This window comes from Coprococcus sp. BIOML-A2 (assembly GCF_009875795.1).
GTDB classification, from domain to species: domain Bacteria; phylum Bacillota; class Clostridia; order Lachnospirales; family Lachnospiraceae; genus Coprococcus; species Coprococcus aceti.
Window position 1 is genome coordinate 1 of record NZ_WWSI01000008.1, and the last position, 20,835, is coordinate 20,835.

Below are 20,835 nucleotides of genomic sequence, written 5' to 3' on the forward strand. Positions count from 1 at the left end.
TGTTTGGAATTTCAGGGTTGTCATGTTGTTAATTTTTCAAGGTTCTTTATGTTCTCGCCTCTCAGCGACAACTTCTATATGTTATCACATCTGAAGTTCTTTGTCAACAACTTTTTTATCTTTTTTCAAGACCTTTTCGGTTGCTGATGTCTGACCTCTTCGGCGACAACTTTTAAATATTACCACACCGAAGTGTGTATGTCAACAACTTTTTTCAGGTAATTTATAATTGTTAATTTACAATAATAACGTAACAAACGGGTGTTCGTAAAAAGTGCAAAAGGCAGTTTGTACTTCCCCTCTCATCCGTTTGTACCCTATAGGCTCAGATGCTCATGGGCCTATAGGAAATAACTGGTTGTTCATTATAAATATGGAGGTGGCTGTTATGGCTTATTTGTTTGACTTAGATCTTTTTAAGACTTCTCAGGAAGAGAGGATAATTAAAGGTAAAAATGGTGAGGCTGATAGTAAATACTATGTCGTTGGCTTATCGAATGGCATTAAATCTTTCGACGTGACATGTGGAGAGAAAAACAATCTGGTAACTATCGGTGTTTTTCAGAAGTGCAAAGTGTACTTCGATATAGTGGATAAGAAGCTGAAGGCGGTGGATGCTGTTTCTGCTACTGGCTCGGTTGGTAAGGGCGGTGAAAAACATGAGTGATGGTTTTTCTCTTGTTCTTGCTAAAAATGACCTAAACGCCATATCGAATCAATATCTTTCGCTAAAAAAAGAGTGTGAAGATAATATAGGCCCAGCGGATTGGTTTCATTGTATGAAAGCATTTTGGCAGTTTGATGGTTTTAAGATGGCTCTTAAGTATGTAGGTATTGATCCTGGGATTTTTGAGAGTAATGTATAATCCCCTCTTGCGGGTTTTATAAATATGAAGTAAAGGGGGTGAATGATATGGAGTTTTCAGCAGTAACATCCGCCGTGGGTAATCTTTCTACGGTAATGGGCACAGTGCTTGATACTATCGCTGGTAATCCGCTACTTATGGTGCTTATGGCAGTACCTGTTGTAGCCGCTGGTTGCATAGTATTTAAGAAGCTTGTTAGAGCCGCACGTGGCTAGTCCTTATGGATCAGATATCTTTGTTGTTTTGTAATAGGGTGTAGAGATACACCCTATTATTTTAGAAAAAATATGGGAGGTGAAAAAAATGGTAAAGAAAATTAGCAGAATCAAAGTAATGTATATACTACTTGCGGTTTTGGTAATGTTTTGCTCTGTATGCCCTCGGTTTGTAGTGCTTGCTGCTGATGGTTCAACAGATGATACAAAACTTGGTTCAAATATTGCGCCATATATGCACGGAGAAGATTATGTTACTAAGAGTGGTTATCTTTATCAGAACAAGTCTTTTAAAACAAAATTAAATAAAGATAATGCGTCTGCGGTGTATAAAAACCCTAGTCCGTATGAGTGTGAAAATACTTGTTTTAAAGAAAATGGTGAACCCGCTGTTAAAAGTAATCAGCAACAATGGTCTGACTTTCTCGCTGAGTTAGGCACTCAGGATTTTACAGGCTCTAATGATTTGTACTTTGTATTGTATGAGACTTCTGGATCAAAGCAATATGGAACAGGGGCAAGTATACTTGCCTATTATATGTGGGTTCCTAAAGGTTCAAGGATATGTATGGGTTATAGTGCTAATACTGCTGGGTCTGATGATTCTTATTATAATCTATATGAATTCGCGCGTGTTTATACTTCGTCTGATGTTGGTGGTATTTCTTTCCTTGGCGGCACTCTTGCAGGCGGTTGTGATAAGTTTTATGGGGTCGTTCATGGTGATTCTGATGGTGACACTGCTTTTTTTAAAAAAGATTCTTCTATAGGATATAGGGGGTTTTGCTTTAAAGTGCAAAATGCTGATACTGGTCTTGGCGACTTTCGGTTAATGGCTACAAATATTCCTCTTGTAAAGTGTGCAGAAAATGAAAATGGTTATATAAAAGATTATACAAATTGTAAGAAGTTTCTGGAAGGTCAAACGGATTTAGCTGATAATCAGAATCCGGATTATGTCGAGAAGAAAAAGGAAGGCTGTGATTCCTTCGGCTGGGATAGCTTCGTTATGAACGTTATACCAGAAGCTGGGGTTGATAATAAGAGCTCTTATAAATTTTCTGCAACTTATAATTATGATTCCTTCCCAAAAATGGTTGTTAGTCCTGACGATTATCAATTTGAATTTAAGTTTTCTGTAAGGGTTTGTTATAAAATGAAATCCGCTGTTCTTGAAGAACGTTCGTTTGATTTAGGGACTTTAAAAGCAAACGTTGGTGATTTTTCAAATAATTATACTGCTTATCTAAATTCGCTTGATGTTGAAGGTGTCACTAGCGATGATGTTTCTTTTGGTAGCTTTATGGATAGTGTGACTACTGGAATTGAAGCGTTTGGTACTTTGTTAGGACTTGATAAGGGGGATATAGTCAATATATCTTCTTCGGATTTGTATTGCACGGCTTTTGTCCGGAAAATAGGTGGTAATAGTGGTTTGTCGGGGCAACAGAGTTTTGCTAAGTGGAGTCTATCTACATTTGAAAAAACTGATTTAAGTAATAACATAACTGCATCTACTACGGGGGAAGGCAAAGATAAAAAAGTAACTCAGGTTGTTGGGAATGATGACGGCAAAACAGTAATAAATATCACCGTCAATGTTACTGGTGGTGCTGGCGGTGACGGCGGTAGTGGCGGCTCTGGCGGTGATGGTGGCTCTGGCGGTGATGGTGGCTCTGGCGGTGACGGCGGCTCTGGCGGTGACGGTGGCTCTGGCGGTGGTGGCTCTGGTACTGCTACAGATCCTAGCGCAAGCGGGTTTTGGTCGATACTCAAAGGTATAGTCGCTTTTTTTAAGGCTCTGCTTGATGGAGAGGACGGACTTTTTCCAGTCATAGCGGCATTTTTTGAGTTTATCCCCGCCGGTTTCTGGACTGTGGTAATTGGTGCTGTTGTTATTATCGCGGTAATCAGTATTTATAAACTGCTTAAAAAGTAGGGGGTGTATGTATGATTGAATGCATTAAGGCTATAGCTAAGTGTATATTTGATGTTCTTAATCACAAGTTCAACGCTGGTGATGTAAGCTTTTCGATTTGGAACATTATAATGACATTTCTTATATGTTCCCTTGTTGGGACACTGCTTTACTATTTTATCCGTGGAGTAGCTGAGAGTGGGGACGAATAAGATAAAAGACTGGAATTTATTTCCCAGCCTTCTTCTTTCTCTTGATTCCCCATATAGCAATTATTGTAGCTATGATTATTGGAATTATGAATATTAAACTTGGTATGATTAAGTACCATATAGTTTTCATTTATTTTATCTCCTTTCTTGGTTTTATTGATAAATATTATAAATCAGAATCGGAGTAAGTACAAATAAAAAGTGAGGTAAAAGTTATGGATGGTTTTGATATTTTGATTTTAGTTCTGGGAATTGCAATAATTTTTGGTATTGAAAAGTGGATAAAAATGGTGATGAAGAGAGGTAAATATTAAATGATTATTTTTTGTCTGGTTTTGGTCGTCGTATGTTTTTTATGGTGCGTCTTTGTATTGCTTTATTCTTTGTTGGGAGGTTGATTAGTAGTGGAAATGTGTAATGAGAATTGTGATACATGTATAGAAGATAAAAGTTGTTGCAATGGTGTATATCGTCCTATTTTTAATCTGTGTGATAAGTGTGTAAATGAATATGGTTGTAATCATCGTGATTGTTCTGATGATTGTGAGGATTACTATTCCGTAGATCAATTATAAATTATGAGGGATGGTGAGTGGTTATGTGTTCGGATGTAAAGGAAATGGTATTTTATTTCTCTCTTAGTGTTGTATGTTTTATATGTGGTCAGATATATTCCAGGTGGAAAGATCCTGGCTGTTATGCCTTTTATGTATGTGCAGTGACAAGTTTTATATTAACACTTGTATTCTTTATTTTGTGCATTTTAGGAGGTGTTTAGAATGTCATTGGTATATTTAATAGTCTTTATGTTGGGCTCTCTTCAGCTTATCAAGGAGTATAGAGAATTTAACGAGTTTAAGCGGGATGAAGAAAGTTTTAATGAATATAAAAATAAGGAGAGTGATTATCTTGAGTCGAAAATTGAAAATAACGATTTTGATTGGTAGCTTGTTTGTCATATGCTTCAGCTTGTTTCATATGGCAACTGCACATGCTCAGACTATTGACACCGGACTTGGACAAGTCACTGTGACAGAGATCCCGAGTTCTGAAGTGCCGATAGCTACGGCGGGTGATGCGGGCTTTCTGACTACGCACAGGGATATAACAGATGTATACAATGTATGTGTACTTATAGCTATCGAATTGATGTTCTGGATATGCTGGAACATTGTAAGAACTGTATATCGGATATTAACTGAACGAAGTAAATTTTAGGAGGTGAAGTGATGGATAAAATGGTACTTGACATATATAGCAATGGCGACCTTTACATGATGGCAGCTAAGATATTTGTCTGGATGATAATGTTGCTCTTTGTGGCCGTGATAATGGGATGTATAAGGGGGCTTCGCTTATGATATTTGTAATTATAGTTGCTATAGTGCTTATCTGCTACTATCTTCCTATCATCCCTTTTACGATCACTCACTTTTATAAAATATGCTATAACGGAGTGATCGACCTGTACTATTACTTTAAGCATAAGGAACGCAACAGGTGCAAGGCGTATGGGCGTATATATATGGTTACTGCGTTCCGTAACAAGGTTTTTGGCAGCGGTAAGACCTTGGACATGACCATGTTCGCAAGACGGATATATAACAAATATGACGGACTTCCAGTTTGGAACGAGGACGAACAAAAGTTTGTAACTCAGCATATACACCTTATAAGTAATGTCGAGCTTCTTGACGTTCCTTATACTCCGTTTGTGTCTGCTGAACAGATGAAAAATGTAGTACAAGCTCCTGATGATGTTACGCTCTTTGTGTTTGATGAAGTGGGGGCTATCTGGAACAGTCGAAACTATAAGGATAACATATCTACAGAACTGCTTAAGAGACTTTTACAGGTGCGAAAGAATAAAATAGGTATCATCTGCACCGCACAGCGTTTCAAGTTTGTAGATGCTCTCCTCAGGCAAATAACAGGCAGTCTTTATTGTGTAAACAAGACATGGAGAATACTCTCTGTTCGTGAGTATGACGCTGTCAGCTTCGAGAACTGCGACAACGTGGATATGCTGAGACCGCTTTCACTGTCGTTTAAGTTCGTCCAGAATAAAGACTATCAGGCTTATGATACCTCAGCGATCGTTGAAGATCTTAAAAAAGCTGATATGCTCGGTGACGCTGAGATACTGGCTAATCAGGGAGTTGTGCAACCAAATATTGATTTTGCAACTGGCATAAAGAAGAGGTATAGGAAACGTAAAAGATAGAGTGCGTGCGGCGGCTTCAGCCCCGCCGCACTCTCCGCCTTTCGGCTGTGCGCTCCGTGCGTACTCAACAATAACAAGTGGCTGCGCAGGGTGAGCCATCACCCTGATAACTATAATCAGCCTGTGGCGGTGTAGGTGTCAAGGCCTAAAGCCTGTGGCGTGCCTTGACACCTGCGCCGCAACGGGCTACGTGGAGGTATATTTGCATGAAGTATTTACTGTCAATCATAAACAACGTGCTCCGTCTGCTCAACAATGTGTGCCGTCTGGCGTGCAGTCTTTTCAGATTCATAAGATGAGCGCAAGACTAAAATAATAGCCCCTTGGGAGCTCGTGCAAGGGGTTGGGGTGTAGGAATGGTACCATCAGACTAAAGATAATTACACAAATTACACCTTTAACAACTGCACTTATACGGAGACATAAGCAATATATAAAAATAAGGTGTAATAGTGTAAAAATACTATCTCCCATCCCCTTAAAATCATAATAAAATCAAGGCTTCTATGCCATGCCGAGTGGGCTTGTCCTCGGCATGGTGTAAATGGTGTAAAAGGTGTAAAAAATACATGAAAAGAGGGATTACATGGAAAATACAGAAAAGAAAAAAGACAGAACCCCTAAAACATGGAAAACATGCGAGATAATCCAACAACTTGAATATCTCCGTGAAGACCAGATACAAAGCGGGTTAGATCATAACGCTGTCAGGGATTATGCGTATATCTTGCATGATAAAGACATCAATACAGATGGCACACCCAAGGCGGCACACTGGCATATATACATCAGGTTCAAGGATTCCACACCGACTGATTCCATTTGTAAGTGGTTCGGTATCACATCAAACTATATAGGACGTATACAAGGACGCTTTGCTGATGCCCTTGCATATGCGACACACAGGAATGTATCTGATAAATACCAGTATCTTGACGAAGAGGTCAAAAGTAACTTTGATTTTGTGAAAGAGAGAGACACGGCAAGAAGCCGTGAAGCTGACAGGCAAAGGAAACAGGAAATAGTTGACCTGATAACTGCGGGTATCATAAGGGAATTTAATTACACAGATTACATAACTCCACAGGAGTACGACAAGTTCAGGAAGTCAATAGACAATGCTTTTAGGTATCGCTTAGATAAGATAAAGGGGGAAAACAGAGACATGGAAGTCATATATATCTATGGTGACAGCAGTTGTGGAAAAACAACATATGCTAAAGAGCTTGCGGCACAAAATGAATATAGCTGTTATGTCAGCTCTGGCGGTGAAGATATGCTCGATGACTATAAGGGTCAGGACTGTGTCATACTTGATGACCTTAGGGCGTATGATTTGAACTTTAGCAGTCTGCTGAAACTGCTCGATAATCATACACAGTCAATGGTGCGGGCACGGTATCATAACAAGTTTTTGGAATGTAAACTTATGATAATAACTACAAGTAAGAGTATGGAGGAATTATATAAAGACCTTCCGGGCTCAGAGAATGAGGATATAATACAGCTCCGCAGGCGGTGCAAGCTATATATCAAAATGACACCGCTTACCATGTCTGTTCATCTCTGGCAACCTGAAAGCCTTAAATATTTGTATGTTCAGACTTTAGATAATCCTGTACGTGGTAGATATGCGGTAAGGGATAAGAGCCTTGATGAAGCTAAAGCTTATATTAACAATGTCTTGTTCTTCCCTAAGCAGGCAGACAATGAAACTGTCCTTGCTGGTGAGGGCTTCAGGAACTTGGATGAAAGTGAAAAGGACTTATTCATAAAGCAGATGGAGCTGTCCATCTAACTGGAAAATATTACCAGTAGTTTTACCAGATTAAGGAAATTATAATAAAGATAGAACGTGCGGTCAGCATGTGCTGACCGCATTTTTACGTCATAGGGGGCATACTATGAAGTTCAGACATTTAAAGTATGCAGATCGTGTGGCTATGGAAACACTGCTCAACAGGGGTTGCAGTAAAGCTGAAGTTGCACGCTATCTGCACGTATCAAGGGCAACCATAACAAGGGAATATAAAAAAGGTCTTTATATGCATACTAACAGTGATCTTACAGAAAATGTAAAATACAGCGCAGACCTTGCACAACAAGTTACTGATTATGCTCAGACTTCAAAGGGCAGACCATTAAAAATCGGTAATGATATAAAGTTCGCTGAGTATATTGAAGATAAGATAGTAAATGATGGGTACTCTCCTGCGGCGGCACTTGCTATGGCAGCTCTTGACGATATGAGAACGCATATAAGTGTTAATACACTGTATCGGTATATAGATAAAGGAATTTTCCTGTTGCTCACGAATAAAAAGCTACCTGTAAAGGGTCAGCGCAAGAAGCATAAAAACAGGGTCAGAGTACAGAAGCGAATGAGTGCGGGTGAATCTATAGAGTACAGACCACAGGAAGTTGACGACCGCAACACTTTCGGACACTGGGAAATGGACACCGTTAAAGGTCAGCGTGGCAAAAGTAAGTCATGTCTGCTTGTGCTCACTGAGAGACTTACACGGAGAGAGATAGTCAGGAAGATTCCAGATCAGGGCGCAAAGTCTGTTGTTGCTGAACTTGATAAGATAGAACACCGTATTGGTGCTATGTTCTCAAAGCTCTTTAAGACAATAACTGTTGATAACGGAGTTGAGTTTTCTGACTATCAGGGCATGAAAAGATCACTGCTCCATGAGGGAGACAGAACGAAGATATATTACTGTCATGCTTATAGCAGTTATGAACGTGGAAGCAACGAAAATGCGAACAAGCTCATAAGGCGGCATATACCTAAAGGTGCTGACACTGATAAGTATGATGATATATACATTAAGCACATTCAAGATTGGATTAACGCATATCCCCGCAAGGTTCTTGGATGGTCTTGTGCTAATGACCTGTTTAATAAGGAATTAAAAAAAGCTCTATAGCATGTAGTATAGGGCTTCTTGTTATGTGTAAAAATAATGCACGTACTATATCGAATATGGTACGTGCAATTTTTTTTGACGTGATCACGACACTGTAATTCAGCGTGCGAAAATAATTTAAAATAATTGTTACTTTAGTATTGACAATTTACCAGGTAATTTATAATCATGTCTCAGTGACATATCATGTTGTATACCTATAAAAGCTGTCGTCTGCTGCCTACTCATGCGACAGCTTTTATAAGATACCACCACTGCAATCTTATGTCAAGGACTTTTTTTATTTATCTGACAATTGTGTGCAATTGTTCTAAACAGCCTCCCCTACATATGACAATCTACCTATTCTTCCTCTGGATATGTAAATCGCCATGATCTTCTGAACTCTGTCATCATATCCATGACATCCTTTGTATATTCCAGATACATATCTCCATCACCGGATATCGCACTCTCCATGTCCTGAAGCTCATACGCAAGGGCATCCGCATTTTCTCCTGCTGCAACAGTCTCAGTTTTGCCTGTATCTGTGTATGTGACCTTCGCCTCCCACGCTCTTGGATACTCCATCACCTCTATATATCCGTTTTCACATGATACCATTCCACGTTTCGGCTGCTTCGAGTGAAGGGACAGCATAACGGTTGCCATCTGTCCTTCCTTATTCATAAGCAAAAGTCCTGCCTGCTCATCCACTCCAGTAGGCGCAGGCTTAACCTGTGAAAGAAGCTTGTCTGGCTTTGAGTCCATGAACCACCTTATAAATGACAGGGCATACACACCTATATCCAGCATTGCCCCTCCCGCAAGGTTTCTGTTGAAGAATCGATTGTTCATATCATAGTCTTTGAAGCTTCCAAAATTCATGGTTATGAGATTGACTTTGCCAAGTGCACCCGAGTCCAGTAGCTCCTTAAGTTTTCTGTAAATAGGCATATGATAAATAGTCATCGCTTCGCCTATGATCACATTGTGCTGCTCTGCCAGTTCCAGCATATCTCCAAGTTCACCGCTGTTCAATGTTATAGATTTTTCCACAAGTATATGTTTTCCATTCTCTATCGCTCTTCTCATAAACTGTATGTGTGTATTGTGTGGAGTCGTTATATATATCACGTCCACTTCCGGATCCGTGAACATCTCATTGTAGTCTGAATAAACCTTACCTATGCCATACTTCTCAGCAAATGCCACCGCTTTGTCATACGTCCTGTTACCAACCGCATAAATGTTCCTGCCATTCTTTTTGAGTGCCACTGCCATCTCATTTGCAATAACTCCTGTTCCGAGAACTGCCCATTTGATATCTTTCATGTCTGTTTCCTCCATATATAATTATGTATTTGGATTGTATATACACTATACATAAGCATCATGTCACTCCTTTGTATAGGCCATCGCCTGTTCGTGCCTTACTATTGACTCGTAGGATTCCTTTCTCATAGATGCAAGCAGCAGATATATTATCTCTATCACCATGGTTGCAGACACCCTTGAAAAGCAGTATCCATCAAGAAATAATTTTTCACGGGCAGCTGTCGTGATGTGATATGTGCTAAGCTCCGCAACACTTGACCTGGCATTATTGGTTATTGATATGGTGACTGCTCCGCGGCTCTTTGCCGCCTCCAATATCTTTTTCAGTTCCTCTCTGTCGATCATGGCCACAGTTTGTCTCAGTTCTTCCATTTTATTCGACAGTATTCCTCTCAGAGAACCTTCCATATCATCCACAGATATATGTCCAGATATCTCTCCGTCATCCTTGGCATCCACGAGTTCTCTCGCCAGCGATATCTTGAGATGGTGAAATCCCTTCAGCTCTATTCGTTTGCAGAATCTCGACACCGAGGCCTCGCTGACACCGCACTCCTTTGCCAGCTCCCCGACTGTCATATCCACAACCTTCTTGGGATTCCTAACGATATAATCGCCTATTTTCTTTCTTCTTTCGAAAATAATCCATCATATAGTGTCTTCTATACAATGCCACTAATAGTTTTCTTAGTTAAATTTGTTTTCATATTTGTTGCAGACTTTAAATCTATTTTCATGCCATTTACAACTCTACCATTCTTCTCCCATCCAGTCAAACAAATGTATTTTCACTTGAAACTCATTTATCAAATAAAAACAGAGTATCTGGAACCCCTATCACGATACTCTGTTTTGAATGACTTTCTTCTATATAAATATCTATTCGTTTTATTCGCCATGTGCAATATTTCTTGCTACGTATACACCGCTTGCAGATGCGTGTGAAAGGGAGTGTGTTATTCCGCTGCCATCTCCTATGATATACAGCCCCTTGTATCTTGTCTCAAGCTTATCATCTACTTCAACCTCCATGTTGTAGAATTTGACCTCAACTCCATACAACAGTGTATCTTCATTTGCCGTTCCTGGGGCTATCTTATCAAGAGCGTAGATCATCTCGATTATTCCATCCAGAATTCTCTTTGGAAGGACAAGGCTCAGATCTCCCGGTGTGGCATTGAGCGTAGGTGTGATGAACGCTTCCTCTATCCTGCTCTGGGTGGAGCGCTGTCCCCTTATGAGGTCGCCAAATCTCTGCACTATTACTCCGCCGCCCAGCATGTTGCTGAGTCTCGCTATGCTCTCGCCGTATCCGTTGGAGTCCTTGAACGGCTCTGAGAAATGCTTTGCCACAAGGAGCGCAAAGTTTGTATTATCCGTCTGTTTTGCAGGATCCTCATAACTGTGGCCATTTACCGTTATGATTCCATTAGTATTCTCAGTAACCACGGCGCCCCTTGGGTTCATGCAGAAAGTTCGCACCTTGTCTCCATACTTCTCCGTTCTGTATACTATCTTGCTCTCATAGAGCTCATCCGTCAAATGTGCAAATATGGCTGCAGGAAGCTCCACTCTGACTCCTATATCCACTCTGTTGGATTTTGTGGGTACATTTAGGTCTTTGCAGACAGCCTCCATCCATTTGCTGCCGCTTCTTCCCACGGATATGATACATTTGTCACAGAAAAATATACCTTTCTTGCAGCATACACTATATGTTCCATCCTCCATCTTTTCCACCGTTTGTATAGGAGTGTCAAAATAGAAATCCACCTTGTCCTGAAGATATGCATACAGATTCTCTAGAACTATATAGTTGATGTCTGTGCCAAGATGTCTGACCGAAGCATCAAGCAGATGAAGCCTGTTCTGCAGACACACCGTCTTGAATCTTGTGCCGGCAGTGGAATAAAGCTTCGTACCCTCTCCGCCGTACTCCATATTGATATCATCCACATACTTCATGAGGTCTATGGCCTCGTTCTTGCCGATGTACTCATACAGACTTCCGCCAAAGTCATTTGTAATATTGTACTTTCCATCGGAAAATGCACCTGCACCGCCAAATCCACTCATGATCGAACAGCTATCACATCCCACGCAGCTCTTGATCTTTGTGCCGTCTATCGGACATTTTCTTCTCTTAAGCTCATGTCCAGCCTCAAACACTGCAACCTTGAGATCCGGAGCCTGCTTTGTCAGCTCATATGCAGAAAATATTCCTCCTGGTCCTGCTCCAATAATTATCACGTCATACCTCATGCACTCGCCCTCCAATTTAATTTTATAATTTTTATAAACCTATAACGTCTCAGATATTTTTGCATAAAAATATAGTTGACCACGGCATTCATTGTTGTAGTCAACTATTATTGGTAGCTGGTAGATACGCCCAACCATATTATGGGCTTATACATATATAATTGTAATTCTTTCGTCATAAAAAATGATTGCACTATTCATATTTACTATATCTCACGCAAAATATCTGTGCTCATGTGGATGCCACAAACTGATCGTCCACATTGCATCCTTAAAAATTATAGCATATTACATTTAGTTTGCGCAAGCGCCCCGTCGCAATGCTCATTATATATATCATAACGATGCTATGATTGCCGCGATGAATGTTCCAAGCAGGATTAATATGCTTATTACCAAAAGCACTTTCATAAGTGTTCTTTTTCGCTTCCTCATGTTTTCTAAAACTCCGGTTGAATAGAACACCGCAACCAGCAACGCACCTATAGCAACTCCCATAAGCGTCCCCATCAAATAATCATAGACCGGAAGATTGTTATCTCTGCTGATCACCATCATCGTCAATCCTGCAATCAGTGAAATCAACCCCACTATGCTAAATATACGCAACCTCATCAACAATGTATTCTTCTCAGTTTCTGCATAATCCGCTACAAGCTGCAATCTCTCTTTCTCTTCCTTATTCATGTCCTCACCCTTCCTTTCTCCATCAATGATATCCCTGATATCAACATCATAGAAATCTGCCAGTTCCACCAGGATACTGAGATCCGGCATATTGCTGCCTGTCTCCCACCTTGACACACTGCGGCTTGTTACTCCAAACCGCTCAGCAAGCTGTTCCTGGGTAAGCTGTTTTTCCTTTCTCAGTTCTCTTAGGAATGAACCGAACTTTTTCTGATCCATATCTGTTGCCTCCTTTCTATTGAACATCAACCCATTTTAAGTTGCCTTCGGCAAGGGCTGATGCTACATGTCAAGCTTTTGCTAAAAACTTGACACATTCATTGACAGAATAGTGTTTTTCGGGTGTTTTTTACAGGACATGATGCGGGAATTGGCTATTTTCAGCTAAATATGAGGTCAAAACCCATTTTCAAGCAGAAAAAAAGACCTCCGAGGGCGAACCCTCGAAGGTCTGAAAATCCTTTATTTATGCGGTTTATCAAAGATTACTCGATGATAGATGCAACTCTTCCTGAACCTACAGTTCTACCACCTTCACGATACTTTAATCCCGTTTTATCTCATATTTTTTATGGTTTTCTCTCCAAAATACAGTGAAAAACAGCTGAATTGCACCACCTATTTTGATTTGCCTGATTTCTTGGCACCGTTTTGGCACCGGAGAATACTCAAACCGATTCTCTTCTGTAGATACTAGATACTTCTCTACCAACTTTATATTGCACCGGTAATTTTTAACTGTTATAATCGAAACATGGGTGCTACCATAACGGTAGGCGGTTAGTCCTTCTCCAGAGGGACTGTGACCCTCTGATTACATAGAAACCTGTAAAGGAATCCAGTGGAAAGGAGGGCTAAGCCAATGAGTATTGTGGACTTCATAGCAGTAGTGAGCTTCGGCTTAACCTGCTTTAGTATCGGATATACATTAGGCAAAGATAATCATAAACCACAAAAATAACCGCCCCAGCCTGCAAACTGAACGGTTATTTTTGTAATCAATAAGTATGTGGACTAACCGTCTATCGGTAGCACTCTTTTTCTATAATCATATTAGCACGCATCTGTGGAAATGTCAAAAATTTTCTTCTTTCTCAACTACATCTATTTCCATACATTTTTACAACCTATTTCAAGTGTTCCTCAAAAATTGATTCGAGTTCCTTATTCCCCCTCAAGAATTCATACTCTTTCTTATTTTCAATTTCCGAATACAATTCACGAACAAAATTTTTTCCAAGTCCCGAAAAAGCTTTTCCCTGTGCAGTATCTTCATACCTGTAATACAAAGGGGATTGTGTCATATTCCAAGGCTTCTGTGATTCACTTAATAATCGCTTAATTAACTGGATACATTTTTCTACATCTTTTCGATATCCAGCAATCAGCAGATATGGAACTGTGTTGCCATAATTCCATAGTCCAAACAATGATATCATGTGATCTGTAATCTCAGCAATTTTCTCTGCTTTATCATGATTTCCTGTCTCTTCTTCCATTTCTATTAACTTATACAAGTAGCTTTGGATATTGATAACTGCCTGTAGCAATTTCCCTTCTAAGAATAATGCAGCAGTATCTGTTCCTTCCTGATGTGCTAATACACTTGTTTTCATAATCGTTGCATCAATTACAGTATCAGGAATTTTTTTCAAAAGGGCATTTGCTTCTTCATATTTCTCCATTTGGACATATTTTGTTGCAAGTATAAAAACGCTTGAATTTCTCACTCTTTCATCCTGACTATCTGCTGTTCGTTCCAGCCACTCAATAATAGCTGTATTATATTCCATTCGTTCTTCGTCATTAAGATCTGACAAAGTCAAAGATCCGTTCAGAACGGTTGCGATCGTATATATTAATAAGTCGCAATGAGGATACTCCTGTATTTTACGAGATGCCATCTCGAAAGCCTCTGTAAAGCTGTCCAATGAAACTTCCGAAAGTTCATTCACAAATTGTCCAATCTCTTTTTCTGTCAATTCTTCATGAAACGAAAACAATTCATTCATATCAATTTTCAATAGTCGTGCCAAAGCTGGAAGTAATGAGATACGGATATATGGTAACGCTGTATCAGCTCAAAGAATATCTGTAAACTTGGGTGCTGCCCCTTGTTCTCAATGTTCGCAAGGTAGCGCGGCGAGATAAACATTTCGTCGCCTACTTTCTTGCGGCTTTCCTTGCGTCCTTCACGCGCTGCCTTTATCGCTGCCCCAAAAGCCTTGAAGTCGTATTTTGGTACTGGTCTTTTTGCCATAGTTATTCACCCTCTTACATTTTACTGTTCCCCTTTCTTCTTGGATATGTCTACATAGTTCTATCAGTTAGCCAAAATAATTCATATATATATATATGTTGACAACAAGCTGCTTTTGTATATAATATTATATAAAAGGGGGGGAATGTTTATGTTACATAGCATGCGTATTCGATAAGCATTGAAATCAAAAAAGATTTTTCCCATTTTCAATATGGGCTTTTTTGTCATGCTTATTTTGCGTATGCTATACAACAAAACTAACGACGTATAGACATAGTATAAAAACTATGCCTTAATTTTGTTGTAGTATTATATGTATAAATGCAGGTCAATGCTCATGTTGAGAATTGACCTGCATTTTTTTGCGCAAAAGGAGAAATATTATGCTTGAAAAATATTGGATAAAATGTCCAATTTGTAACGGAAAGACGAGGGTTCAAGTATTTTATAATACGGTATTAAGAAATTTTCCTCTTTTCTGCCCTAAATGTAAATTAACGCATATCGTTGATGTTGAAAAACTAGAAATCATAATCAAAAACTCTGAAAAACAAACTTTTTAATTTTGAAAAGGAAGGATATTTAAATGAAACACTTACCTAAAAGTACACCTACGGAAATATTGAATGACCCATACGGATTTACTTACAAAGAAATGTCGGAAGTAATTGGAGAGGATAAAGCAAGAGCCTTATATACGGAATTGTATAAACAGCCATTTCACAAAGAAAATCTATCAATATCAACAAAAAAAGTCTATAAAAGTAGCGATACTGAAAAGTATGTTTATGAATTGAAAGATAACAGGTATATTGAAACGGTTTTTATTAAACGGCGAGATGGTGGGACTGTTTGCGTAAGTACGCAAGTTGGTTGTTCTGTTGGCTGTATTTTTTGTGAGTCCGGACGCAATGGTTTTGTTCGTAATCTAACACCGTCTGAAATTGTGCAGCAGGTTGTATTGATACGTCAAAAAGTAAATCGTATCGTTTTTATGGGAATGGGAGAACCTTTATTCAATTACGACAACTTGATTGCAGCAATCCATATTCTTCGAGATAGAAATGGACTTAACTTTCCAACCGACGGCATTACCGTATCAACAGTTGGTCCAGTTAATCAATTAAAAAAATTGCGCGAAGAACATCTAAAAATTCAGTTGACAATATCTTTACATGCAGCAACACAGGCTGCGAGAAACTGTATCATTCCTCATATGCACATGTACGCTATTGAAGATGTTGTTAAGCAAGCATTGTCCTATTCTCAAAGGCATAATCGAAAAGTGGTATTTGCGTATTTGCTTTTACCAGGTATAAATGACCGTTCCTCAGATATAAGGCAACTTGCAAAATGGTTTAAGGGCAAAAATGTTATGATTAACGTGCTGCAATACAACCCGACGAGTAATTCAAAAATTAGAGCACCACAAAAACAAGAAATGGTTGCGTTCAAACATCAATTAGAGCAAACAGGACTTGAAGTTACCATGAGAGTTTCTCATGGTAGAGAGATTAAAGCAGCTTGTGGACAGTTAGCTAATACATATAATAAAGCCAAAAAACAACAGAAATAATTTAATTAAAAGAGCCAGACGCACAGACGCAGAGCCGATAATATGCAGTTTGAAATACTGCTGTTATCGGCTCTTTTTTGATTTTAATTTGTGCCCCTAATAACCATATTGGAGCAAAATCAGAACTGTTGCTTGTCGTTCTTTGATTTCCGCAGCAGCTTTGAAAAATCAAAGCCGCCGTTTCTTTTTATCTTCTAATGAAATGACGCGGTATCACTGTTAAAAGCGGCGGCTAAAGGAGGTAGCCGCCATGAAGCACATACCCTATCGACAAAATCCGACGGTCATTGACATATCAAAAAAAGCCCGACCACCGCCGGGAACCTCTCTACCCTTGACTATGAACTGTCTAATCATCTAAATACTGCTTACAATACCTATACGCCTGTCCGGGCTTTTCGGACAGGCGTATTTTGCTGCTCAAAAAATTTTTTGAAAAAATTTCAAAAAATCTTCGGCGTTTTTCAAAAACGCCGTATTGCCCCGCGAAAAGGGGGAAGCACCACCAACTTTCCAACGAGAAAGGAGGTGAGAATGTGGAACCTAATAGCAGGGAGTTTTACAAACAATGTGCTTTTCAGAAGTTTCAACACCATTTCTTCTGCACTAGCTTTTATATTATTCATCAGTCTAACCCACTTCGTCCGATTCTGTACCTTTAATTCTTCAGTTACGCCCTGTTTTTCTGCCATCTGTTCCATAAGCATTTCCACCTGCTCTCTGCTCTCCTGATCAATTTGATTCAGGTGTTCCGTCAGCTTTCCAGTCAACAACAAATATTGATATTTTGCTAATCTGTGTTCCTTCAGAAACTGTTTCCTCAGCATTCCATATTTCCCATATATCGGTTCTTCTTCATTCAATACCAAATCCGGCAAATAATAATCTCCATGCAAAGTATAGCTTAATCCGTTCTTTTCATCATAAATGTGTGTTTCCATAATCTTATCTCTCCATTTCTCTGTTTTTTGATTTAGTTTTCTTACGCTGCTGATTCTCCATCTCGCTTTTTTTCATTCCCCATGCCAATCTTTCATGAATATTTCCCTTCGGCATTTGTTCCATCCGTCGCTTTTCTTCCAGGACTTTCTCGTTTTGAATATCCTGCTGTACTGCTGTATCTACAGTTTCTATTCCAAGAACACGCACAACACGATCATACCTATCAGAAACACCTTGTAATATATCTTTTTCTTCTGACAATTTCTGATTATCTTTACGTATATCATCCAGTTCTCTCTGAATAGCATTATATTTTTGTTTCACCTTTTGATATTTTCTCTTCCAACCTTCCACCTCTTTCGTAAGTTCTTTAACCTGAGCCGCCATTACAGCAACCTTATTCTTTATTTGAAGAAACAGTGGTTTAATTTTTTTATCTCGATAGGTTACTGCCCGTTCTAGCGTGCCCGCCTCCGGCAGTAACATTTTAACCGTTCCATATTCTTTGATTTCTTTGCTCACACTATCCATAATCGGTTGTAGCTGTTCTCTGCGATCTTCCAGGCTTTTTAGTTCTTTTTCTGCGCTCCCTGCCTTTTGTTCTGCTTCTTGCTTCGCCTTGATTGCCTGTTCCTTATCGTCTTTTAAATTCTGGATATCTGCTCTGGATTCTGCAATTTGTGCTGTTAATTCTTCTTTTTCAGCAGTTAGATGCTCTTTCTCCTGCTCCAATTCCTGTACTTCCTTTTTCCGTTCTTTTTTCTTGAAGTTATAGACATCCAGATGTTCCTCATGAGTACCTTTCTGTTCCCATTCAATTCCATACTGCTTTGCAGTCTCTGCCAGAACTTCTTTTTCATGATTTATCCACTGATTCAGTTCCGTATCATGCTTATTTCCACCTTGAAATCCAAGACTTTTTAATGCCTGTTTCAGTGAAACTCTGGTATCCATTCCTTTTCCTTTCCAGTCCGTCACATAAGGAATAAAATCAATATGGAGATGTGGAGTAGCCTCATCCTGATGCAGATAGCAACTAAATACCCGAAGTGTCGGATTCCGTTTCTGGAAATCTTTTACATACTCATCCAGTACGTTTACAGCCAGATCTCCTGCTTCTGTTCCAACAGCCATATCTTCTCGGTTTCCAATCTGGAAAATCACTTCATGGAACAACTTTTCCTGTTTTCCTTGGCGAATCTTTTCATAATAATTTGTAATCTGCCGATCTTTTCTTTTCCCGACATTATACCGTTCTACAGCTTCATCAAACAGCTCTTTATAGACTTCTTTCAGATTCTCATTCCGGTAACAAATATTTAATTGCACTCTGTCTGGATCAACATTTTCTGCTATAAAATCTCGTCTGTTATGAGCCAGAGACCCTGTCCCGATCATACCACTGATTGTTCGTTTCATCGTCATATTCCTCACCCCGCTTTCTAAAACCAGTGCCAGACATGGCACATAAATTTGTATCTTTGCCAGCTATAGTATAAAAAGAAATATTCGCCGGATACGGCGGTTTTGTTACTTTTGTCAAAAGTAACGCAAAAGCACTTTCGACAGCCGTACCGTCCATCAAAAGTACCCTTGCGCCCTCCGGGGGTACAGAGACCTTTACTCCGGTATCCTTGCCCGAATATATTCCAAATCACCACAATACGGTGTCCCTACAAGATACCATTCTCTTGCAGGATTCATTTCCATTCTGGTCTGAACCCATTCATCATCAAGCAACACTTCCAGGCATTCTCCACAGTGAAATCCTGTATCAATCCATAGATCTGATGATAATAATCCATATCTTTTGTTATAACTGTTATATCCTAATCTTCCTTCTCTCATTGTGCCAATCTCCTTTCATCTACCGTTTCCGCAGGGGCGCCCTGAATCAGGGCTCCCTTTTGAAAATTCTCTTCTACGCCAGTCAACTCCCGACTACACCTTACCAACATTCTCCTTGTCTGCTATCTACAGGTGCGTGACACGCTCCTGTAATAAAGTGTTCAGAAAGAACCTTTACCATCGAAAGTTCTCCGGTATTCCCCGTCTGTCCAGATATTCCTTCCGGAACTTTTCTCTTTCTTCTTCCGTTGGTGCTGTTTTGGATTTGCTGTATACTTCACGATTCACCATTGCATCCAGTTTTTTCTCCAATCCCAACCGTATTATTTCTTCACCATCGTAGTTATCCATCAAAAAATATTGCAAGAGCTGAAAGAATAACTCGTATGGAATCTGTACACTTTTATTTTGCATCTATTCTCCTTTCAAGGTAGCAAGATCCCCTCTTCTTAAGAAATGGTAATCTTGCCATCTTCCATTTTTATTCTGGCAACATCCAATACCATTGCTTTCCACGTTTTACGGAATCAATTTCAAGTTCCCGTTTGGCGTTCCATAGCGTTTTACTTTTGATTCCTCTGGCTTCTGCTTCTTCTGCAATTTTCTTCTGAGTCATTCCTCCATTTGCCAGTATCTCAAGGAGAAATTCTTTTGCTTTCCGACTTTTCTGTCCTCTTCCGTCTCCATTAAGAAGTTCATCGGCACTGATATCATATTCTCCAATCCATTCAAACCCATTATTCTTATCCAGTCTGAATGCAATGGACGTTCCTTCCGGTGCAAGAGAACTCTTCGTATGACATACCACTCTTACTTCCGGTTCATCTTTCACTCGCCCGACAATCAGAACACTTCTTGCAGCAGCCTGAAAATCAATGGAGCCAAGTCCTCGATAAGAAGATTTGCCGTTGCTGTTTTTGTTCATATGACCGATTAAAATAACTGCACAGTGATATTTTTCTGACAGCACTGCGATACGCTTCATCAGTGGTCTGATCTCATTTGCCCTGTGCATATCTACGTCCGCTCCCAGAAAGCCCTGTATCGGATCAAGAACAACCATTTTTGCTTTTGTCTGCACGATTGCTTCTTCCAATCTGACATCTGCCATTGTCAGTGGCTGGTCACTGTCATCAATCACCAGCACCTTTGAACAATCTGCACCTGCAGCAAGTAATCTGGGTTTGATAGTATCTCCAAGTCCATCTTCTGCTGTCTGATAGATTACATTTACAGGTGACACAGAAGACTGTTCCTGCATATTATCTTCAGCATCTAAATCTTCATTCTCACTATCGACTTCATCACTTCGTTTTTCTTTTGTTTTCGTTTTATCAGTAACAGGAAGAATCGGCTCTCCTCTGGTCAGTTTTGCAATAATCTGAAGTACCATCGTTGTCTTGCCTTCTCCTGGATCTCCCTGTATAATGGTCACTTTTCCATAAGGAATAAACGGATAAAGCAGCCATTCTACCTGTTCCACCTCTACTGAATCCATATTGATCAGTTTCAGTTTTGGTTCTATTCTACAATTCTCAATTTTATTTTTTTCATTCATATTCATTCCATCAT

23 protein-coding genes, 1 pseudogene and 1 riboswitch are annotated in these 20,835 nt (G+C 39.6%); of the genes and pseudogenes, 13 read left to right on the forward strand and 11 right to left on the reverse strand.

Annotation, left to right across the window (positions count from 1 at the left end):
- Positions 1-388: 388 nt before the first annotated feature.
- From GT575_RS13505 to GT575_RS13545, 11 genes are all read left to right on the forward strand, one after another.
- Complete coding sequence (locus tag GT575_RS13505; RefSeq protein WP_055271895.1) at positions 389-667, forward strand: hypothetical protein; 279 nt, start codon at positions 389-391, stop codon at positions 665-667.
- On the forward strand, positions 660-866 hold the full coding sequence (locus GT575_RS13510; protein WP_161172222.1) for a hypothetical protein: 207 nt from the start codon (positions 660-662) through the stop codon (positions 864-866). The genes GT575_RS13505 and GT575_RS13510 overlap by 8 nt, the downstream gene beginning before the upstream one ends.
- Before the next feature lie 47 nt (positions 867-913).
- Positions 914-1,081 carry a hypothetical protein gene (locus GT575_RS13515; RefSeq protein WP_156337916.1) on the forward strand — a complete coding sequence of 56 codons (168 nt, stop codon included), beginning with the start codon at positions 914-916 and terminating at the stop codon, positions 1,079-1,081.
- Positions 1,082-1,169: 88 nt separating this feature from the next.
- Positions 1,170-3,020 (forward strand): hypothetical protein, encoded by a 1,851-nt coding sequence (locus GT575_RS14975; protein WP_192934992.1) that lies wholly within the window; start codon positions 1,170-1,172, stop codon positions 3,018-3,020.
- 11 nt (positions 3,021-3,031) lie between these two features.
- On the forward strand, positions 3,032-3,211 hold the full coding sequence (locus tag GT575_RS13520; protein ID WP_055271897.1) for a hypothetical protein: 180 nt from the start codon (positions 3,032-3,034) through the stop codon (positions 3,209-3,211).
- A gap of 779 nt (positions 3,212-3,990) precedes the next feature.
- On the forward strand, positions 3,991-4,158 hold the full coding sequence (locus GT575_RS13525; protein WP_156337917.1) for a hypothetical protein: 168 nt from the start codon (positions 3,991-3,993) through the stop codon (positions 4,156-4,158).
- Between the two features lie 31 nt (positions 4,159-4,189).
- Positions 4,190-4,429 (forward strand): hypothetical protein, encoded by a 240-nt coding sequence (locus GT575_RS13530; RefSeq protein ID WP_156337918.1) that lies wholly within the window; start codon positions 4,190-4,192, stop codon positions 4,427-4,429.
- Between the two features lie 11 nt (positions 4,430-4,440).
- A complete protein-coding gene (locus GT575_RS15350; RefSeq protein ID WP_278315523.1) occupies positions 4,441-4,572 on the forward strand; it encodes a hypothetical protein in 132 nt (43 codons plus the stop codon).
- The gene (locus tag GT575_RS13535) at positions 4,569-5,435 is read left to right on the forward strand and encodes a zonular occludens toxin domain-containing protein (RefSeq protein WP_161172223.1); all 867 of its coding nucleotides are present in this window, start codon (positions 4,569-4,571) and stop codon (positions 5,433-5,435) included. The genes GT575_RS15350 and GT575_RS13535 overlap by 4 nt, the downstream gene beginning before the upstream one ends.
- A gap of 586 nt (positions 5,436-6,021) precedes the next feature.
- Positions 6,022-7,233, forward strand: a complete 1,212-nt coding sequence (locus GT575_RS13540) for a Rep family protein (RefSeq protein WP_161172224.1) — start codon at positions 6,022-6,024, stop codon at positions 7,231-7,233.
- Positions 7,234-7,339: 106 nt separating this feature from the next.
- On the forward strand, positions 7,340-8,368 hold the full coding sequence (locus GT575_RS13545; RefSeq protein WP_161172225.1) for an IS30 family transposase: 1,029 nt from the start codon (positions 7,340-7,342) through the stop codon (positions 8,366-8,368).
- Between the two features lie 342 nt (positions 8,369-8,710).
- Here the strand turns inward: GT575_RS13545 and GT575_RS13550 are convergent, their stop codons facing one another.
- The 6 genes and pseudogenes from GT575_RS13550 to GT575_RS13575 all read right to left on the reverse strand — a co-directional run.
- A complete protein-coding gene (locus GT575_RS13550; protein WP_161172226.1) occupies positions 8,711-9,682 on the reverse strand; it encodes a Gfo/Idh/MocA family protein in 972 nt (323 codons plus the stop codon).
- Positions 9,683-9,745: 63 nt separating this feature from the next.
- Positions 9,746-10,330: a MurR/RpiR family transcriptional regulator gene (locus GT575_RS13555; protein WP_161172241.1), complete on the reverse strand. Its 585-nt coding sequence runs from the start codon at positions 10,328-10,330 to the stop codon at positions 9,746-9,748.
- A gap of 243 nt (positions 10,331-10,573) precedes the next feature.
- Positions 10,574-11,947: an NAD(P)/FAD-dependent oxidoreductase gene (locus GT575_RS13560; RefSeq protein WP_161172227.1), complete on the reverse strand. Its 1,374-nt coding sequence runs from the start codon at positions 11,945-11,947 to the stop codon at positions 10,574-10,576.
- A gap of 77 nt (positions 11,948-12,024) precedes the next feature.
- Positions 12,025-12,122: riboswitch (purine riboswitch) on the reverse strand.
- Positions 12,123-12,283: 161 nt separating this feature from the next.
- The gene (locus tag GT575_RS13565) at positions 12,284-12,853 is read right to left on the reverse strand and encodes a helix-turn-helix domain-containing protein (protein ID WP_117875173.1); all 570 of its coding nucleotides are present in this window, start codon (positions 12,851-12,853) and stop codon (positions 12,284-12,286) included.
- 908 nt (positions 12,854-13,761) lie between these two features.
- Positions 13,762-14,646, reverse strand: coding sequence for an XRE family transcriptional regulator (locus GT575_RS13570; RefSeq protein ID WP_226799365.1), 885 nt, complete (start codon positions 14,644-14,646; stop codon positions 13,762-13,764).
- A 32-nt stretch (positions 14,647-14,678) separates the two neighbouring features.
- Positions 14,679-14,894, reverse strand: a pseudogene (locus tag GT575_RS13575) (helix-turn-helix domain-containing protein); the annotation flags it as partial.
- A gap of 386 nt (positions 14,895-15,280) precedes the next feature.
- Here GT575_RS13575 and GT575_RS13580 point away from each other — a divergent pair.
- Together GT575_RS13580 and rlmN are read left to right on the forward strand one after the other, a co-directional pair.
- Positions 15,281-15,460: a cysteine-rich KTR domain-containing protein gene (locus GT575_RS13580; RefSeq protein ID WP_002588768.1), complete on the forward strand. Its 180-nt coding sequence runs from the start codon at positions 15,281-15,283 to the stop codon at positions 15,458-15,460.
- Between the two features lie 23 nt (positions 15,461-15,483).
- Positions 15,484-16,473 (forward strand): 23S rRNA (adenine(2503)-C(2))-methyltransferase RlmN, encoded by a 990-nt coding sequence (gene rlmN, locus GT575_RS13585; RefSeq protein WP_002569187.1) that lies wholly within the window; start codon positions 15,484-15,486, stop codon positions 16,471-16,473.
- Between the two features lie 464 nt (positions 16,474-16,937).
- On the opposite strand, the gene GT575_RS13595 is transcribed toward rlmN, so the two are convergent.
- The 5 genes from GT575_RS13595 to GT575_RS13615 all read right to left on the reverse strand — a co-directional run bounded on the left by GT575_RS13595 (position 16,938) and on the right by GT575_RS13615 (position 20,827).
- On the reverse strand, positions 16,938-17,414 hold the full coding sequence (locus GT575_RS13595) for a TnpV protein (protein WP_008793036.1): 477 nt from the start codon (positions 17,412-17,414) through the stop codon (positions 16,938-16,940).
- Positions 17,415-17,418: 4 nt separating this feature from the next.
- Positions 17,419-18,834 carry a plasmid recombination protein gene (locus GT575_RS13600; RefSeq protein ID WP_015541741.1) on the reverse strand — a complete coding sequence of 472 codons (1,416 nt, stop codon included), beginning with the start codon at positions 18,832-18,834 and terminating at the stop codon, positions 17,419-17,421.
- A gap of 201 nt (positions 18,835-19,035) precedes the next feature.
- Positions 19,036-19,263 carry a DUF5348 domain-containing protein gene (locus GT575_RS13605; protein WP_008373546.1) on the reverse strand — a complete coding sequence of 76 codons (228 nt, stop codon included), beginning with the start codon at positions 19,261-19,263 and terminating at the stop codon, positions 19,036-19,038.
- Positions 19,264-19,437: 174 nt separating this feature from the next.
- Positions 19,438-19,677, reverse strand: coding sequence for a hypothetical protein (locus tag GT575_RS13610; protein WP_008793133.1), 240 nt, complete (start codon positions 19,675-19,677; stop codon positions 19,438-19,440).
- Between the two features lie 67 nt (positions 19,678-19,744).
- Complete coding sequence (locus GT575_RS13615; protein ID WP_055152729.1) at positions 19,745-20,827, reverse strand: AAA family ATPase; 1,083 nt, start codon at positions 20,825-20,827, stop codon at positions 19,745-19,747.
- Between the last annotated feature and the right edge of the window lie 8 nt (positions 20,828-20,835).

Coding starts and splice junctions, on each gene's coding strand:
- GT575_RS13515 (WP_156337916.1), top strand. CDS start 914: ATGGAGTTTTCAGCAGTAACATCCGCCGTGGGTAATCTTTCTACGGTA.
- GT575_RS15350 (WP_278315523.1), top strand. CDS start 4,441: ATGGATAAAATGGTACTTGACATATATAGCAATGGCGACCTTTACATG.
- GT575_RS13615 (WP_055152729.1), bottom strand. CDS start 20,827: ATGAATATGAATGAAAAAAATAAAATTGAGAATTGTAGAATAGAACCA.
- GT575_RS13560 (WP_161172227.1), bottom strand. CDS start 11,947: ATGAGGTATGACGTGATAATTATTGGAGCAGGACCAGGAGGAATATTT.
- GT575_RS13520 (WP_055271897.1), top strand. CDS start 3,032: ATGATTGAATGCATTAAGGCTATAGCTAAGTGTATATTTGATGTTCTT.
- GT575_RS13510 (WP_161172222.1), top strand. CDS start 660: ATGAGTGATGGTTTTTCTCTTGTTCTTGCTAAAAATGACCTAAACGCC.
- GT575_RS13580 (WP_002588768.1), top strand. CDS start 15,281: ATGCTTGAAAAATATTGGATAAAATGTCCAATTTGTAACGGAAAGACG.
- GT575_RS13605 (WP_008373546.1), bottom strand. CDS start 19,263: ATGAGAGAAGGAAGATTAGGATATAACAGTTATAACAAAAGATATGGA.
- GT575_RS13600 (WP_015541741.1), bottom strand. CDS start 18,834: ATGAAACGAACAATCAGTGGTATGATCGGGACAGGGTCTCTGGCTCAT.
- GT575_RS13525 (WP_156337917.1), top strand. CDS start 3,991: ATGTCATTGGTATATTTAATAGTCTTTATGTTGGGCTCTCTTCAGCTT.
- GT575_RS13545 (WP_161172225.1), top strand. CDS start 7,340: ATGAAGTTCAGACATTTAAAGTATGCAGATCGTGTGGCTATGGAAACA.
- GT575_RS13530 (WP_156337918.1), top strand. CDS start 4,190: ATGGCAACTGCACATGCTCAGACTATTGACACCGGACTTGGACAAGTC.
- GT575_RS13570 (WP_226799365.1), bottom strand. CDS start 14,646: ATGAATGAATTGTTTTCGTTTCATGAAGAATTGACAGAAAAAGAGATT.
- GT575_RS13565 (WP_117875173.1), bottom strand. CDS start 12,853: ATGGATCAGAAAAAGTTCGGTTCATTCCTAAGAGAACTGAGAAAGGAA.
- GT575_RS13550 (WP_161172226.1), bottom strand. CDS start 9,682: ATGAAAGATATCAAATGGGCAGTTCTCGGAACAGGAGTTATTGCAAAT.
- GT575_RS13540 (WP_161172224.1), top strand. CDS start 6,022: ATGGAAAATACAGAAAAGAAAAAAGACAGAACCCCTAAAACATGGAAA.
- GT575_RS13595 (WP_008793036.1), bottom strand. CDS start 17,414: ATGGAAACACACATTTATGATGAAAAGAACGGATTAAGCTATACTTTG.
- GT575_RS13610 (WP_008793133.1), bottom strand. CDS start 19,677: ATGCAAAATAAAAGTGTACAGATTCCATACGAGTTATTCTTTCAGCTC.
- GT575_RS13505 (WP_055271895.1), top strand. CDS start 389: ATGGCTTATTTGTTTGACTTAGATCTTTTTAAGACTTCTCAGGAAGAG.
- GT575_RS14975 (WP_192934992.1), top strand. CDS start 1,170: ATGGTAAAGAAAATTAGCAGAATCAAAGTAATGTATATACTACTTGCG.
- GT575_RS13535 (WP_161172223.1), top strand. CDS start 4,569: ATGATATTTGTAATTATAGTTGCTATAGTGCTTATCTGCTACTATCTT.
- rlmN (WP_002569187.1), top strand. CDS start 15,484: ATGAAACACTTACCTAAAAGTACACCTACGGAAATATTGAATGACCCA.